This window comes from Amycolatopsis pithecellobii (genome assembly GCF_009707865.1).
In the GTDB taxonomy this organism is placed as follows: domain Bacteria; phylum Actinomycetota; class Actinomycetes; order Mycobacteriales; family Pseudonocardiaceae; genus Amycolatopsis_E; species Amycolatopsis_E pithecellobii.
Map to the genome: position 1 here is coordinate 24,801 of NZ_WMBA01000009.1, position 15,930 is coordinate 40,730.

The following is a 15,930-nucleotide window of genomic DNA, read 5'->3' on the forward strand; positions in this document are numbered from 1 at the left end:
TAGCTGGCGAGAGGGAACACCTTGTCAAGCGAAAACAGCAGCTCCCAGCACGAACACGGCGCCGAGCCGCGTGTTCTTCCGCCGCTCGACGTACTTCTGGTCGTCGGCGGTAATCACAGCCATGATTACGATTTCGTCCGCCCGGAACTGATCCGGCTGGTCTGCGCGGGCCGTGACCTCCGAATTGACATCCGGTCCGATTTCTCGGATGTCGATGCCCTCCGTCGCACCCAGCGGCTCGTGTCGTATACGTGTGACGTGCGGCCGACGCCCGAGGAGGAGAGGGCGTTGCACGCCTTCGTCGACGGCGGTGGCCGCTGGCTGGCCCTGCACTCGACCAACGCCCTCTTCGACGTGGACCCTGTTCGGGTTGTGACAGGGCATGAACGATTCTTCGGCACCGTGGGATCGAAGTTCCTGAGTCATCCGCCCATCTGCGATTTCGGGGTACGAGTAGCGCGCAACTCAGTCGCTGAGCAATTGATGCACGGCGTCCCGGATTTCACGACTTCGGACGAGCTGTATCTGCTCGAGGAGGCTCCTGGTCTCGAAATCCTGCTCGAGGTGGACGCACCGGCCGTTGCCGGCGCTGCGGCGCCCGGGGCCCCCATCGCCTACCTGCACAACATCGGCTCAGGTCAGGTTCTCTACTGCAGCCTGGGACACGCCGGATCACCCACACATCCGCACGGGACCCACCGGTGTTCCTGGGTCGCTCCGGAATTCGGGCTGATCCTCGATCGCGCGAAGAATTGGCTCATCGAAGGCGTGCCCAGCGGAACGGAGCCGGCAGCTGCCGCGCGAAACACCACGGAAGCGAGTATTTGATGAAGCTGACAGTCGACAGGGACCGATGTGAAGGGTACGGATTCTGTGAGCAGGCCGCGCCTTCTCTCCTCCGTCTCGACGACGACGGTGAGGTCGAGCTGCTGACTGATCTGTTGCGCCCGTCGGATATTTCGAGCGCCGAAGCGGCGACGCGTGCTTGCCCGGTGGCGGCACTCCGAGTCGTGGAGCAATGAGCGACCACACAGCGCCGCGATCCGTCGTGATTGTCGGCGGCTCGGTAGCCGGGGCGACGGCAATCGACGCGCTTCGCCAGGCGGGTCATGAAGGTTCGATCACGGTGGTGACCGAGGAACGCTGGCCACCGTACGCCCGGCCACCGTTGTCGAAGGCCGTCCTCAAGGGAGTCGAAGCGCCGGAATCCGTGCTGCTGCCTCATTACGGCTCCGATGTGACCTTCCGCCAGGAAGCTCGTGCCATCGGCCTCGACATCGACCGCCGGGTCGTGCACCTTGCCGACGGCGACGAGATCCCGTATGACGCTGTCCTGCTCGCGACGGGAGAACGACCACGCCGGTTGAGCACGAACCCGGCCGAGATGGTCCTTCGAACGCTCGATGACGCGATCGCGCTGCGGGATCGGGTTCCCGCCGCCGGCTCGGTCCTGATCGTGGGTGGCGGCTTCCTGGGCATGGAGATCGCTTCCTCCGTCCGTGAGCTCGGCGCCGCTGTCACGGTCATCGACCAGGAGCCGCATCTGGAACGTCAGTTCGGCCCCGACCTCGCGCTCCGCATCCGCACCGCGGCCGGCGAACGTGGTGTCGAGCTCAGGTGTAGCCCTGGCGGGGTCGAACTGCTGGGCAGTGAGCAGATCACCGGCGTGCGAACCGCCCAGGGCACGGTATTTGAAGCCGATCTCGTCGTCAGCGCCGTGGGGTGCCTGCCGAATGTCGAGTGGCTCGAGGGAACCGGCCTGGCCACCGCGGCGGGAATTGCCGTGGACAGCCGATGCCTCGTCCGCCCGGATATCGCCGCCGCCGGAGACGTCGTCGCACGTGGTGATGCGCAAGGAAAATTGCGGCGAACACCGCACTGGGCGAACGCGCTGGATCAAGCGCGTGTCGCCGCGGCGGCGTTGGTCCGTGGGCCCGAGGCCCCGGCCTACCGGCCCCGTCCGTACTTCTGGACCGAACAGTTCGGGTTCGAAGTGAAGATCGCCGGCGAAATTGCCACCGGTGCGCGGTTGTCCGAAGTGGACGGTGGGCTGCTCGATCGGGAGGCCCTGCTTCAGTGGACGGTGAACGGCCGGGCGGTGGCCGCGGCGTCGATCAACCGGCGCATCGCCGTCCGCAAACTGCACCAGCTGGCCGGTGCCGGCCTGATCTAAGGGATGAGCGTGACCGTGGCTTCACTTGAGATCGATCTGTTCAGTGATGGGGCGTTGCTGGATCCGTGGCCGTTGTATCGGCGGATTCGGGATGCGGGGCCGGTGGTGTTTCTGAGTCGGCTCGGGGTGTGGGCGATGGGTCGGTATGGGCCGGTGCGGGCGGCGTTGCGTGATTGGGAGACGTATTCGTCGGCGCAGGGGATTGCGTTGAATCCGGTTGCGAATGGGACGACGGAGGGCCGGTTGCTGACGTCGGATCCGCCGGAGCACGACACGTTGCGTAGTGTGCTGGCTCATCGGTTGTTGCCGCGGCAGCTTCGGGATGTCGGGCAGACTGTGGCTCGGCGGGCGGAGGAGTTGGTCGAGGGTGTTGTCGCGGCGGGTGAGTTTGATGCGGTGTCGGATCTGGCGCAGGCGTTGCCGCTGGGCATCGTGTTGGATTTGATCGGGTTACCGCAGGACGGTCGTGACGAGATCCTGCGCTGGGCGGATGGGGCGTTTTCCGCGAGTGGGCCCGAAGGTCCCCGGACTGCACGGGGGCTTGCGTTGCTGGAGGAGCAGTTCCAGTATCTGATCACCCGGGCGACCAGGGACCAGCTCGCTCCCGGCAGTATGGGCTGGGCTATTTATCAGGCTGCTGATGAGGGCAGGATTGATGCGAAGTCCACCCTGCCGTTGATGTCGGCGTATTTGACTGCTGGTCTTGACACGACCGTGAATGCGATTGGCAACGCGGTTTACTATTTTGCCCACAATCCGGGGCAGTGGGATCTGGTGCGGCAGAATCCGGAAATCGTGGCTAATGCGTTCAATGAGGTTCTGCGTGTTGAGTCGCCGGTTCAGTTCTTCACGCGTGTGACGACGCGTGAGGTGGATGTTGAGGGTGTGCGGCTGCCGGAGGGTGCCAGGGTGATGATGATGTACGCGTCGGCTAATCGTGATGAGCGTCGGTGGGAGAATCCCGCGACGTTCGATGTCAGGCGTAACGCGGCTGAGCACATCGCGTTCGGTCATGGTGTGCATGGCTGCGCCGGACAGGCCCTGGCCCGCATCGAAGGACACGCGATTTTGCAGTCCCTCGCGAAACGTGTGGCCCGCTTCGAAGTCTCGGCACCGGAACGGCGGATCAACCAACTGATCCGCGGCTTCAAATCGTTGCCGACCGTCGTCCAGGCCGGCTGATACCAGGCGCATGCGGCCCTTCGGGAATGCCCGCGATATCTTCCCGGCCCAGGATCTGCGGGAATGATCCTGACAGCCGGCCCCCGGCACGGTCCGGCGGCGCGTTCGACGCGGTTGGCCTTCTCTGTCAGGTCGTCAGCCGGCGAAATGGGTCAGGCTCAGTGCGAGGAGTCTCTGCTGGGTGGTGGCGTCGTGGGATACCGGCGGAGTGCTTGATTCCTTGTCACGGTTGAAGTAGCGGCCGGTGACACCGGCCATGGCGGGGTCGGTCGCGATGCGTGTGGCGCTTTTCGCTCCTTCGGCAGGGGTGAGCAGGGTGCGGCGGATCAGGGTGCGCATGGGGCGTAGCAGTGGGGGCACGAGGTCGTCGATGATGTCGGTGGCAACGATGCCCGGGTGCAGAGCGTTGACCGTCACACCGTCGGCGGCGAGGTTGCGGGCGAGGGCGTAGCCGGCGGTGACGGTCATGAGCTTGGCGCGTGCGTAGGCCTCGAATGGCGCGAACCCAGAAGCGGGATTGAGTTCTGCGAGGTCATCGATGCCTGCCAGCTCGAGGGTCGCCGGACGAGGCCTCCCTGCGAGCTTGATCTGCCGGGTGTCGTTGAGGGTGTCGCTGGCGACGTTCACCACGCGGGCGTGGCCGCGTCGCAGCGGCACGTCCAGCAGGGTGGTGAGGCCGTAGGCGGCGAGGTAGTCGAGGGCGATGTGCATCTCGATGCCGTCGGCCGAGACGCGGTGTTCGGAGAAGTGCGCGCCGGCGTTGTTGATCAGGATGTGGATCCGGTCGTGATGGTCCCGGATGGTTTTCGCCGCGGTCACGACGTCCTTGCGCTGGGAGAGGTCCCCGAGGATGACGTCGAGCCGGTTTGCTGCCTGTGGGCCGATGCGTGCGCGCAGAGCGTCCGCACGAGCGGGATTGCGGGCGATGGTGACCACGTGCGCACCTGCGTGGATGAGGTCGGCGGCGATGATCTGGCCCATGCCGCCGGTCGCGCCGGTGACGACGGCGACTTTCCGCGTCAGGTCGGGGATAGCGGCGTTCACCGGACGATCCGCGGGTAGGCGTGGGAGTACTGCGGGGTTTCGGCCTCGTCGAGCAGGAACGCGGCGAGATCGGCGCGCCCGATGGAACTCCACAGCCGGATTGGCAGGTCGGTACCAGCCCGGTACTTCCCGATCGCGGCGTGGTCCGACAGCTTCGGCGGCCGCACAATCGTCCAAGTCAGGCCGGCCGCGGTGATGAGCGGCTCCATCGTTTCCTTGTCGTGCATTCGCTCGGCCACATTCGCCCACACCGCCAAGGAGTACAACGATTTGTCGTGCGTCTCCAGCACGCCGTGCGCGCTGACGGCTATCAGGCGCGCCACCCCGGCTGCTTTCATCGCTGTGACCGCCGAGCGGATGCCCTCGGTGCACACTGTCGTCGGTCCCTTGTCAGCTCCGCCCAGCGTGCTGATCACCACGCTGGTGCCCGGTAGGGCACGCGTCAGGGTCGAGACGTCGGTGACTTCGGGCCAGCTCACTTCGGTGAGCCCTTCCCTCGGTGCGAACGTTCCTGTCCGGCGGACCGGCGCGACCACGTGGTGCCCGCGTTGAAGCGCCGTGGACACCACATGACGTCCGGTGGCACCGGTCGCCCCCAGGACCGCCACGGTCATTTGTGATACGGAATGTCTCATAACCTGATGATGCGCACTCGCCGCGCTGCGAGTCAAGTTGTCTCATAGAATTGGTTCGTGGCCAGTGAGACAGACCCACGCTCCATGCGAAGTCGCGAAGCGATCTTGAACGCCGCCCGTGAGCTGCTGCTGGAGGGTGGCCCGACCGCGGTGACGCATGTGCACGTCGCCGACCGCGCGGGAGTGGGACGCGCGACCGTTTATCGCCACTGGCCCCAGGCCGAACCCCTCCTCGTCGAGGCAATGGCCACCGTCCCCATGCCGTTCCTCGACAAACCCACCACTCCCACCCGGGACTGGCTACGACGGGAACTGACCGCGATCGCCCGCCAACTCGAACTCGACGACGTACGTGCCGTGTCCACGACCCTGGCGAACACCGCGCTATGGGACGAGAACATGGACGCCCGCCGCGCGCAGTTCGCCGGCATCCTCGCCGACCGACTCGCCGCCGCCCTCGACGACGCCCAAGCGCGCGGTGAGATCACCCTCGCACTCACCAGCCGGGACGCCGCCGCCTTGGCCATCGGGCCGATGTACTACCGCAGCACCATCGAGCACGCTACGGCCGACTCCGCCCTCATCGAAGCCATCATCGCCGCCTTGGGTACCTGGTCCACCGACTAGAGAACCTCCCGGAACGGAGCGAATACCCCGGCCCGTCCGGTTGCCCGATCATGCGATCGGCGTATGCTGCGAGCATATATCAACAGTTGTGGATATCTGCTCGGAGGGATCTTGTCATGTCCGACGACCAGAGGATCTACATGCCGTCCCGGCCCCTCGAGGCCGGCAGTGCACGGTATGGCGTCCTCAGTGACTTCGCGCCCGGGAAGCGCACCCTCGAGGCTGGAACGCGCCTCGCTGAGCCGTTCTGCGCTCTGCCGGTCGACATCGTGCATGACAGGGACCTCGAAGTGACCTTGCGCGACGGCACTGTGACGCATGTGGATGTGTTTCGGCCAGCCGGAACCGAGAAGGTTCCGGTGATCGTGGCGTTCAGCCCCTACGGCAAAGGGCAGGGCACGTCACCGAGCGCGAAGGGCGTGTTCGATCTGGTCGGCCTCGATAACTCGAAGGTTTCTGGCCTGCACAAGTTCGAGGGGCCGGACCCGGCGTACTGGTGTGCGCAGGGTTACGCCATCTGCAACCCGGACATCCGGGGAGTGGTCGAGTCCGGAGGCGACAGTGTGCTCTGGGACCGGCAGGAGGGCCGCGATGCCTATGACCTGATCGAGTGGCTCGGCGTTCAGGACTGGTGCAGTGGCAAGGTCGCGATGAGCGGTACGTCCTACCTGGCTGCGTCGCAGTGGTTCACCGCAGCCGAGCAGCCGCCGCACCTCGCCGCGATCAACCCCTGGGAGGGGATGAGCGACACCTATCGCGACCTGGTCCTGCGTGGCGGGATACCGGACAGCGGGTTCGCCCGGCAGCTTCGCGACTTTTCCTTCTGGGGCCACGGCCGGAAGGAGGACATCATCGCCGAGGCGGATCGCTACCCGCTCATGAACGATCTCTGGGAGAACAAGATCCCACGGTACGAGGAGATCATCGTTCCGGCTTACGTGGTCGCCAGCTACTCGAACACGCTTCACACCCAGGGCACGTTCCGCGCGTGGCGGCGGATGTCCTCTCCGGACAAGTGGCTGCGCATCCACAACAGCCAGGAATGGCCGGACTATTACGACGAGGCCAACCGGGAAGACCTCCGCCGCTTCTTCGACCACTTCCTGAAAGGCGTGGACAACGGCTGGGAGGACACCCCTCGCGTCCGGTACTCCCTGCTGGATCTGGAAGGTGGCGACCAGGTCGCGCTCGGCGCGGACTCGTTCCCGCCGCGCGGGGTCGTCTCCACGAAGTACTACCTCGACGCCCGCACGCGCACGTTGGGCACGGAAGCCCCGGCCGAGGAGGCGAGCGCCCAGTACGTCGTCGGGTCGAACTCACCTGCCGTCTCGTTCCTGACCCGCTTCGAAGACAAGACCGTTCTCGTCGGCTATCCGAAGGCGCATCTGTGGGTGGAAGTCGACGGCGACGACGACATGGACCTGTTCGTCTTGGTGCAGAAGCTCGATGCCCACGGAACGCCGCTCGCGCAATTCACCGTGCCGAACCAGACCGCGAGGGTCCACGACGCGACGGAGTACGGCGGCTCGATCCTGCGCTACCGCGGGTCGGACGGCAGGCTCCGGGTGTCGATGCGTCACCTCGACGACACTCTCTCCACCGAAGAGGTGCCCGCTCACACCTTCGACCGGGTCGAGAAACTCTCCGCCGGCGAGGTGGTCGAGATCGAGATCGACCTGCTCCCCGTCGGGCTGGTTTTCTACCCTCGTGAGCAGCTCCGGTTCATCGTGAGTGGTCGCAGCTTGCTCGGCTCGATGATGCCCGGCATGCCCGAGTACACCTCGCCATACCAAGGCACCCACATCGTGCACACGGGCGGCGAACACGCCTCCTACCTGCAGCTGCCGGTTCAGAACTCCTGAGGAGCACCCACACGACGCACACCGGTTTCCGTGGAACTGAATCCAGGCGTACGGATGGTGGTTGCCGCACGTCTGCGCCGGGCCACTATATCAACAGATGTTGATATAGTGGCGATCGTAGACTGTCGAGGTGAAAACGCAACCCGAAGTTTCCGCGCCACGAACCCGGCGTGGCCGCAGGCCAGGGCAGAACACGACCCGGCAGGCTGTGCTCGACGCTGCGCGCCGGCGCTTCGCAGCGGACGGGTTCAAAGCGACGACCATCCGCGCGATCGCCGAGGACGCCGACGTCGACGCCGCGCTGGTCATGCAGTTCTTCCGCTCCAAGGACGAATTGTTCGGCGCGGTGATGTCGATCTCGCCGGATGCGCTTTCCCGGATCGCGAACGCGTTCGGTGGACCTGTCGAGTCGATCGGCGAAAGGCTTGTCCGGGAGTACCTCGCCGTCTGGGAGGGCGACCAGTCTGACGCCGACGCGTTGCGTGCGATGCTTCGCGGGGCGATCGCGAACGAGAAGGCGAAATCCCTGCTCCGGGACTTCATCGAAGCGCGCCTGTCCGAGAACCTCCGCCAGACCGCTTCGGATAGTCACGACGCCGCGGTCCGTGTCGCCCTCGCGGCTTCCATGTTGATCGGTGTCACCGTCGGTCGGCAGCTCGTCCAGGTTGCGGTACTCGCCGACGAGGAGGCCGAGGCGATCGTGCGGCACGTCGGCCCGGCGCTGCAGGCGATCCTCGCGCCGACGCCGGCGACAGGTCACGAAGACCGGTCCTGACCGCCGGACCCGTCCGGCGTTGTGGGGTGCCTTTCGGTGATGACGAGCCGGCACCACCGGAAGATCCCTGACGATCACCGCCGACGCGAACGGGGCCTCGGCGGTCAGTTGATGAAGCCCTTGGCGGCCATCCAGCCCCTGGCCACCTGACCGGCGTCCTTCCCGTCGACGTCGACCTGCTTGCAGAGTTCGATCATCTGCTCGTTGTCGAGCGCCTTCGCGACCGGCTCGAGCACCCCGCGCACCGCGGGGTGTGCGTCCAGGAACTCTTTCTTCATCGTGACTGCAGCGTTGTACTGCGGGAAGAACCGCTTGTCGTCGTGCAGGACGCGCAGGTTCAGGCCCTTGATGCGGCCGTCGGTCGTGAAGATCTCGCCGAAGTTGCACGTACCGCTCGCGACCGCGGCGTAGACCGCGCCGGTGCCGAACGTCTTGATGTCCGTGGCCGGGAACCCGTACGTCTTCTGCACTCCCGGCATCCCGTCCTGGCGGCTCGCGAACTCCGTCTCCACACAGAAGATCCCCTGCTCGGGGTGCTGCTTCAGGAAGTCCGTCAAGTTCGAATCGGACCGGAGGTTGTGCTGCGCGGCGTACGCCTCGGTGGTCGCGAAGGCGTAGGTGTCGTTCACCGGCGAGTAGTCCAGCCACGTGATGCCGAACTTCTGCTCGTCGGCGGACTTCGCCGCGTCGAACTGCGCCTTCTCGTCGGGGATGGGATCCGTTCTGCCCTGATAGGAGATCCACGCGGTGCCGGTGTACTCCCAGTAGGCGTCGATCTGGCCGTTGATCAGCGCCTGCCGCGCGGAGTTCGACCCGCTGATGTGGGTCAGGTCGGTGATGTCGGCCCCGGCGGCGGACAACGCCAGCTCCGCGATGTAACCCAGGATGGTGTTCTCGGTGTAGTCCTTCGACCCCACCGCGATGTGCACGCCTCCCAGGCCCGGCACTGGCCGGATCGAACCGGGCTTCACCTGGTACGGCAGCGATGCGTTGACATCCAGGCCGCACGCGGTGAGCGAGGTCGTCAGCAGCGCGGCACCGAGGACCGCTTTCAGCCGGTGCTTCACGACAGCCCCCTGGGTCCGAAGACTCGTTCCATGATCGCGCCGATCCAGTCGATCAGGAGCGCGAGGCCGACCGCCAGGATCGCACTGGTGACCAGCACCGGAACCCGGTTGAGCTTGTAACCGGTGTCGATCAGCTCACCGAGACCGCCGCCGTTGACGAAGAACGCCAGCGTCGCCGTGCCGACGGCCAGCACCAGCGAGGTGCGCAGACCGGCCAGGATCAATGGCACCGCGAGCGGCAGCTCGATCCGGAACAGCACCGCACGCCCGGACATACCGATCCCGCGGCCGGCGTCGATCAGCGCCGGGTCGACCGAGTTGATGCCGACGATCGTGTTCCGCAGCACCGGCAGCAGCGAGTAGAACGTGATCGGCAGCACCGCGCACCGGAAGCTCCCAGCCGGTCGACAGGAAGAACAGCACGATCACACCGAGAGCGGGCGCGGCTTGCCCGATGTTGGCGATCGTCAGGAACACCGGCGCGACCGGCCGGGCCCAGGACCGGGTGAGCACGGCGCCCAGCGGCACCGCGGCACACACCACGATCACCGCCACGGTGAGCGTGATCAGCAGGTGCTGCCAGGTCGCGCTCAGCAGCCGGGCCGCATTCAGGTTCTGCGCCTCGATCGCATCGTTGTTCCTGGTCAGCGCCCAGATGACGACTGCGGCGACGACCACCACGACCACTGCGGGCTGCAGCAGCAGCCGGGTTCGTTCCGCTCGTCGTGAGCCGGATTCGGTGGTGAAACCTTTCTCGACGGTCGTGGTCACGCCGGACCCCCGTCGTCGCAGTGCTCCTCACGCAACCGCTGAATGGTGCTCATGACCGTGTCCAGCTCGATCATGCCCGCGTACTCGCCGCGGGAACCGGTGACCGGCACGCCGCCGCCCTCGACCAGCATCGCCTCGAGCGCGTCCTGCAGCGTCGACTGCAGGCTGACGAAGTCGCCGATCGGCTTGCCCGCGGTCTCCAGCGAGGTGGCGGCACCGAGGTCGCGGATGTGCACCCAGCGGACCGGCCGGCGACGGCGGTCGAGCACCAGCCCGTAGGTCCGGCGCTGGTCGGTCAGCTTCCGCCGCAGGTCGGCGACCGAGTCGTCGAACGTCGCGGTGGTCGCGTCCTGCTTGAGCTCGACGTCGCGCACCCGCAGCAGCGTGAGTTGCTTGAGCGATGCGCCCGCGCCGACGAACCCGGCGACCGTGTCGTCGGCCGGGTTGGCGAGGATCGCGTCCGGGGTGTCGTACTGGAGGATCTTCGACTGGTTGCCGAGCACCGCGATCTTGTCGCCGAGCTTCACGGCCTCGTCGAAGTCATGGGTCACGAACACGATGGTCTTGCCGAGCTCGGACTGTAGCCGCAACAGCTCGTCCTGCAAATTGCCGCGGGTGATCGGGTCGACGGCGCCGAACGGCTCGTCCATCAGCAGCACGGGCGGGTCCGCGGCAAGCGCACGGGCCACGCCGACGCGCTGCTGCTGACCGCCGGAGAGCTGGCGCGGGAACCGGTCGCGGAACAGCGCCGGGTCGAGCCCGACCAGGTCGAGCATCTCGTCGACGCGATCGGTGATCTTCTTCTTGTGCCAGCCGAGCAGCCCGGGTACGACCGCGACGTTCTGCGCGACGGTGAAGTGCGGGAAGAGACCGACCTGCTGGATCGCGTAGCCGACCTTGCGGCGCAGGCGGTCCGGGTTCAGGCTCAGGGTGTCCTCGCCGCCGTTCGTGATGCGCCCCGAGGTGGGCTCGATCAGCCGGTTGATCATGCGCATCGTCGTGGTCTTGCCGCAGCCGGACGGGCCGACCAATATCACGATCTTGCCGGCCGGGATCGTCATCGTGACGTCGTCGACCGCGGGCTGGCGGGTACCGGGATAGCGCTTGGTGACGTGCTCGAGCTGGATCTCGACGCCGGAGACGGCGCCGGATTCAGCCTGGGTGGGCGATTCGATGGGCGATTCGATGGTTTCAGACACGGATACCCCTGGGAACGGAGAGTCGGGCGATCAGGACGTAGATGCCGTCGAGGATCAGCGCGAGGACGACCACGCCGATCGTGCCGGTGAGGGCCTGGTTCATGGAGTTGGTGCTGCCGGCGTTGGTGAGACCGGAGAACACCTCGGACCCGAGGCCTGGGCCCTTGGCGTAGGCGGCGATCACCGCGATACCCATCAGCATCTGGGTGGCGACGCGCATGCCGGCGAGGATCGCGGGCCAGGCCAGGCGCAGCTCGACGCGCGTGAGCACGCCGAATCGGCTCATCCCGATCCCCTTGGCGGCGTCCGCGACGGCTGGATCGACCCCGGCAAGCCCGACGATCGTGTTCCGCACGATAGGCAGGAGCGCGTAAAGCACCAGCGGGATCACGCTCGGCGCGACGCCGAGGCCGACGACCGGGATCAGCAACCCGATCAGCGCGAACGACGGAATGGTGAGGATCGTGCTGGCCAGCGCCGTGGCCAGGGTCGATCCGATGGGGCTGCGGTAGACCGCGACGCCGATCAGCACACCGATGACGGCGGCGATGATCGTGCACTGCACCACGGCACTCACGTGGAGCCAGGCCTGCAGCCCCAGCCTGCTCCAGCGTTCGTCCACGTACTCGAAGAGGTTCATCCTGGGCGGCCGCCTCCTCCCGTTCCTGTCGGTCGTTGGGCCGGATAGCCCGTCCGCCGTTGCCAAAAAAACCTGAAAGTCTCAACTACCGGGCACGGTCCAACCGTCCTTTTTGGACCCGCTCGAATGCCGGCTGAACTGCGTAAATATCCATTCGCCAGCTTTTGGCGGATGTCCCGATCCGGTTCCCCGCTCCGCGTTGGGGGTTCCGAACAGTAGTTCGATACCGACTGGGCAGACGCGCCATGTCGGCCGGCCGGCGTGAGAGGAATATCACTCCGCCGTGGGCAACGGACAAAAAGTAGACCAAGCGTCTCCGCGGTGTCAAGACTCGGTGCCGGTGTCAAACGTGTGGGCCTGCTCAAGGGGTCCGATGGAGCCGGCGGAGCTTCCGTGCGGTTGTGCAATGTGGCTTGATTCAGGTCCGGCAGCGAGCCCGCATATGCATACCGGTGGGCCTCGAGACCGGGTTCGGTGCCGTCGCGCACTTCAACTTGCCTCGCGTATCCGCACACCCGTCGTTCTCAGCCGTGCAGCCTCCGGCCCTTGCGCAAAGTCTTGCGGGACCGTACTTTGACCCCCGCGACCATCTTGGTCTAAAAATTTCCCAATGACCACTTGCGGTGCTGCCGGCGGAATCAACTGCCGCGGTCGTCGCGACATAGCGATTGGAACATCATGGTGAACCGTTGGGTGACGTTCGACTGCTACGGCACGCTGGTCGACTGGCTGTCGGGCATGCGCACCGCGCTGGATGCGGTCGGGGTCAACGAAGACGATCGTGAGGAACTGCTCGCGGTCTACCAGGTCCAGGAGATGGTGGTCAAGGCACGTGGCTGGCAGACCTATCGAGAGATCCTGGAGGTAGGACTCAACCAGGCGTCGAAGATCACCGGTGTCCACCTCGGTCCGAACGACGCGGCCACGGTCGCCGAGGCGTGGGGCGACTGGCCCGTGTTCCCTGACGTACCTGACGCGATGCAGGCTCTTCGCGACAACGGCTGGAAGCCTGTCATCCTCACCGATGGGGACGACGAGTTCTGGGAGCGCACCAAGCTTGAGCTCACCTTCGACTTCGACAAGGTGATCACTTCGAACGGTGCCGGTGGTTTCAAGCCGGACCTTGCGCCCTACCACCGGTTCCGTAAGGAGATCGACGGTTCGGACATCTGGGTACACGCGGCCAACAGCTGGATTCACGACATGCTGCCGACGGCGCGCCTCGGCATTCCCAGCGTTTGGCTGGACCGCGATCAGACCGGCCACCCCGATGGCCTCGCCGACCGCCACATCTACGACGCGACGTCGCTGCCGGCGGCGCTGGCCGATCTCATGGAGGCCGGTCCGAAGGCGAAGCGGTAATCGCCTTCCCCGGCACCGCCACGTGTGGGCCGGGATTTTTACCCGTCCCGGCCCACACCATCGGACTCCCAGAAAGGCACGACGTGCAGAACGCAGACAACGACTGCCCGGATGCGTTGCAACGCCTGTCCCGATTCGGAACTGCTGCCGTTTCGGACGCGCTGACCGAGCTCGGCCTTCCCGATCACATGGTCTCCGAAGGCATTCCGCCGATCGGTCCCACTCATGCCTGCGCAGGGGTTGCGAGGACCGCGCAGTTCGGCCCCGACGAGAGCGGCGAGCGGGACTTCGGCCCCCTCGCGCGGTTCGTGGACTCCACCCGAACCGGCGATGTCCTGATTCTGGCTGGACTGGCAGACAGACCCGGCGCTCTGTGGGGTGACTTGTGCGCTGCCGCCGCGGAAAACAGAGGAGCGTCCGGGGTGGTGCTCGACGGCGCCGCTCGCGACCTGGCTGAGCTGCGCGACGGCGACCTTCCCGTGTTCGCACGGGGAGGCTTCTCTCAGGATGCTCTGATCTCGAGCAATATCGTGGAGGTCGACGGCGAGGTGACGATCGGCGGACTCCCGATCCGCGCCGGTCAGGTGGTCGTCGCCGACGCGGATGGCATCATCGCATTCGATGGCGATCTGACAAACCGGGTCCTCGAGCTCTGCACAGGCTCACTTGAGCAAGAAGAAGTCCTGCGCGGGCTGTTGAGCGAGGGACTGTCTCTGCACGAAGCGATGTCACGCGTGGGCACGATGTGACTTCCCATCACGAGCAATCACGTGAGGCGGAGGCGTCCGTTCACGGTCGCACCTATCTCGTCTGCGGCGCATCCAGCGGATTGGGTCGAGCCGTGGCAGACGAGATCTTGGCACGGGGCGGCCGTGTGTGGGCTGTCGCGCGCCGGCCTGCGCTGGCCGACAACGACAGCAGCAAGATCACCAGGACCCGAGCGGACCTGACCACCGCCGCCGGCGTTGAGTCCGTGGCGCAGCAGATCGTCGATGCCGGCCAGATGCTCGACGGCGTTCTGATCAACGGCCCGGGACCCAGACCCGGCGAGCTGTTCGGCCTGACCGGCAGCGATTGGCACGAAGCGCTCGAATCGCTGCTGATCCAACCACTGCACCTCATCAGCCTACTTGCCGATCGGCTGGCGCCGGGCTCCTCAATCGTGTTCGTGACGTCGTCGACGGTCCGCGAGCCGATCCCACGCCTGGATGCCTCCAATGTGCTTCGTCCCGCGGTTGCGGCCGCAGTCAACGTCTTGTCGAAGGCTCTCGCACCCCGCGTTCGCGTCAACTCCATTGCGCCTGGACGCATCGCGACATCCCGGCTTGTGGAGGTCGAGCATGCCCAGGCGGCCGGCGCACACGCCTCGGTCGCCGACGTGCGGGCCGGCATCGTGAAGGACATCCCGCTGGGCCGGTACGGCACCTCCGCGGAGTTCGCGGCCGCCGCCGTTTTCCTCCTGTCGCCCGAATCGGCATACATCACGGGCGCCGCCCTCCAGGTCGACGGCGGCCTCGTCCGCGGAGCCTGAAATCCCGTCCCACCAGAAAGGTTCGCGATGTCAACCAAGGAGCGGAAGCCAGGAGATTCCCGACCCGGGTCGCCGGGTCCGAGCAGGCCGGTGGTCGTATCCGGTCGCGGCGAGTTCACGGTGAAGGTGTTCGCTGACGTGCCTCCGGAGCACGACATCGAACTGCGTTCGGGCAGTCTGGCGACCCCGGAGGATGTCCGGGCCTCGACGCAAGGCGCCGACGCTGTCGTCGTCGACTACGAGTTCCTGAGTGCCGACCACATCGCGGCGATGTCGGACTCGGTCAAGATCATCGGATACTCGGGAACAGGACTCGACGTGGTCGATCTGGAAGCGGCTCGCGCGCGCAACATCGCCGTGCTGTATTTGCCGGGCTTCGCGACGGAGGAGGTCGCCGAACATACCGTCGCTCTCATGCTGGCCGGCGTACGCCGGCTGCGTAGGGCGGACCAGGTGGCACGAACCGGGTGGGGTGAGTGGCGATCCGCAGGCCCACTGAGAACCCTGAACGGAGCCACGGTCGGCCTGATTGGCCTCGGCCGCATCGGATCGGGCGTGCTGCGACGGGTTCGCGCGTTCGGCGCGGAGGTGGTGGCGTATGACCCGGATGCGACAGAGCTACCCGAAGGGTGCCGCCGAGCAGGCTCGCTCGATGAACTGCTGCGAGCCGCAGATGTCATCTCCCTCCAAGTTCCCCTGACGGAGCAGACACGAGGACTTCTTGGAGAGCGTGAGTTCCAGCTCATGAAGCCGGACAGCCTTCTTGTGAACGCGTCGCGCGGCGGTGTGATCGATGAACGCGCTTTGGTGGACGCCCTGGAACGGGGAGACATCTCCGGTGCCTGCCTCGACGTCGTGGAGCAGGAGCCCCTGGATCCAGCGGCGCCTATCACACGTGCTCCGAACACTCTGCTCACCCCCCACGTCGCGTGGTACTCGCCGGCGGCCGAGCGACGGTCCAGGGACCACACCCTCAATGGTGTCGCTGCGTTCGTGCGGGGTGAACCGGTACGGTTCGGTGTTTTGGCCTGAGCCCTGAGTCTTTGCCCATCTCCGAGCCTG

16 protein-coding genes and 1 pseudogene are annotated in these 15,930 nt (G+C 66.1%); 11 read left to right on the forward strand and 6 right to left on the reverse strand.

Annotated features, from left to right (window positions below; genetic code table 11):
• Positions 1-156: 156 nt before the first annotated feature.
• The 4 genes from GKO32_RS08510 to GKO32_RS08525 are packed head-to-tail and all read left to right on the forward strand — an operon-like array spanning position 157 to position 3,355.
• On the forward strand, positions 157-828 hold the full coding sequence (locus GKO32_RS08510; protein WP_246243366.1) for a ThuA domain-containing protein: 672 nt from the start codon (positions 157-159) through the stop codon (positions 826-828).
• Complete coding sequence (locus tag GKO32_RS08515) at positions 828-1,022, forward strand: ferredoxin (protein WP_154756255.1); 195 nt, start codon at positions 828-830, stop codon at positions 1,020-1,022. Before GKO32_RS08510 ends, GKO32_RS08515 begins: the two co-directional genes overlap by 1 nt.
• Positions 1,019-2,173 carry an NAD(P)/FAD-dependent oxidoreductase gene (locus tag GKO32_RS08520; protein ID WP_154756256.1) on the forward strand — a complete coding sequence of 385 codons (1,155 nt, stop codon included), beginning with the start codon at positions 1,019-1,021 and terminating at the stop codon, positions 2,171-2,173. The genes GKO32_RS08515 and GKO32_RS08520 overlap by 4 nt, the downstream gene beginning before the upstream one ends.
• A 3-nt stretch (positions 2,174-2,176) precedes the next feature.
• Entirely contained in the window at positions 2,177-3,355 is a 1,179-nt protein-coding gene (locus GKO32_RS08525; RefSeq protein ID WP_154756257.1) for a cytochrome P450, read from the forward strand.
• Between the two features lie 135 nt (positions 3,356-3,490).
• Here GKO32_RS08525 and GKO32_RS08530 read toward each other — a convergent pair whose 3' ends face one another.
• Positions 3,491-4,399, reverse strand: a complete 909-nt coding sequence (locus GKO32_RS08530) for an SDR family NAD(P)-dependent oxidoreductase (protein ID WP_154756258.1) — start codon at positions 4,397-4,399, stop codon at positions 3,491-3,493.
• A complete protein-coding gene (locus GKO32_RS08535) occupies positions 4,396-5,013 on the reverse strand; it encodes an NAD(P)-dependent oxidoreductase (protein WP_166459441.1) in 618 nt (205 codons plus the stop codon). The genes GKO32_RS08530 and GKO32_RS08535 overlap by 4 nt, the downstream gene beginning before the upstream one ends.
• A gap of 105 nt (positions 5,014-5,118) precedes the next feature.
• On the opposite strand from GKO32_RS08535, the gene GKO32_RS08540 reads away from it, so the two are divergent.
• From GKO32_RS08540 to GKO32_RS08550, 3 genes are all read left to right on the forward strand, one after another.
• Positions 5,119-5,661 (forward strand): TetR/AcrR family transcriptional regulator, encoded by a 543-nt coding sequence (locus GKO32_RS08540; protein WP_154756260.1) that lies wholly within the window; start codon positions 5,119-5,121, stop codon positions 5,659-5,661.
• Positions 5,662-5,777: 116 nt separating this feature from the next.
• Positions 5,778-7,523: a CocE/NonD family hydrolase gene (locus GKO32_RS08545; protein WP_154756261.1), complete on the forward strand. Its 1,746-nt coding sequence runs from the start codon at positions 5,778-5,780 to the stop codon at positions 7,521-7,523.
• A 130-nt stretch (positions 7,524-7,653) separates the two neighbouring features.
• Entirely contained in the window at positions 7,654-8,298 is a 645-nt protein-coding gene (locus GKO32_RS08550) for a TetR/AcrR family transcriptional regulator (RefSeq protein ID WP_208024323.1), read from the forward strand.
• A gap of 104 nt (positions 8,299-8,402) precedes the next feature.
• Here the strand turns inward: GKO32_RS08550 and GKO32_RS08555 are convergent, their stop codons facing one another.
• The 4 genes and pseudogenes from GKO32_RS08555 to GKO32_RS08570 all read right to left on the reverse strand — a co-directional run bounded on the left by GKO32_RS08555 (position 8,403) and on the right by GKO32_RS08570 (position 11,975).
• Complete coding sequence (locus GKO32_RS08555; RefSeq protein WP_312867677.1) at positions 8,403-9,365, reverse strand: glycine betaine ABC transporter substrate-binding protein; 963 nt, start codon at positions 9,363-9,365, stop codon at positions 8,403-8,405.
• A pseudogene (locus GKO32_RS08560) lies at positions 9,362-10,136 on the reverse strand (ABC transporter permease). Before GKO32_RS08560 ends, GKO32_RS08555 begins: the two are co-directional and overlap by 4 nt.
• Positions 10,133-11,335, reverse strand: coding sequence for an ATP-binding cassette domain-containing protein (locus GKO32_RS08565; protein WP_312867678.1), 1,203 nt, complete (start codon positions 11,333-11,335; stop codon positions 10,133-10,135). Before GKO32_RS08565 ends, GKO32_RS08560 begins: the two are co-directional and overlap by 4 nt.
• Positions 11,328-11,975: an ABC transporter permease gene (locus GKO32_RS08570; RefSeq protein WP_154756262.1), complete on the reverse strand. Its 648-nt coding sequence runs from the start codon at positions 11,973-11,975 to the stop codon at positions 11,328-11,330. The genes GKO32_RS08565 and GKO32_RS08570 overlap by 8 nt, the downstream gene beginning before the upstream one ends.
• A 678-nt stretch (positions 11,976-12,653) precedes the next feature.
• Here GKO32_RS08570 and GKO32_RS37940 point away from each other — a divergent pair.
• From GKO32_RS37940 to GKO32_RS08585, 4 genes are all read left to right on the forward strand, one after another.
• On the forward strand, positions 12,654-13,337 hold the full coding sequence (locus GKO32_RS37940; protein WP_208024324.1) for an HAD family hydrolase: 684 nt from the start codon (positions 12,654-12,656) through the stop codon (positions 13,335-13,337).
• A gap of 83 nt (positions 13,338-13,420) precedes the next feature.
• The gene (locus tag GKO32_RS08575) at positions 13,421-14,086 is read left to right on the forward strand and encodes an RraA family protein (protein WP_166459443.1); all 666 of its coding nucleotides are present in this window, start codon (positions 13,421-13,423) and stop codon (positions 14,084-14,086) included.
• Positions 14,083-14,868 (forward strand): SDR family oxidoreductase, encoded by a 786-nt coding sequence (locus GKO32_RS08580; RefSeq protein ID WP_312867679.1) that lies wholly within the window; start codon positions 14,083-14,085, stop codon positions 14,866-14,868. Before GKO32_RS08575 ends, GKO32_RS08580 begins: the two co-directional genes overlap by 4 nt.
• A 90-nt stretch (positions 14,869-14,958) precedes the next feature.
• Entirely contained in the window at positions 14,959-15,900 is a 942-nt protein-coding gene (locus tag GKO32_RS08585; RefSeq protein WP_166459445.1) for a C-terminal binding protein, read from the forward strand.
• Positions 15,901-15,930 lie beyond the last annotated feature (30 nt).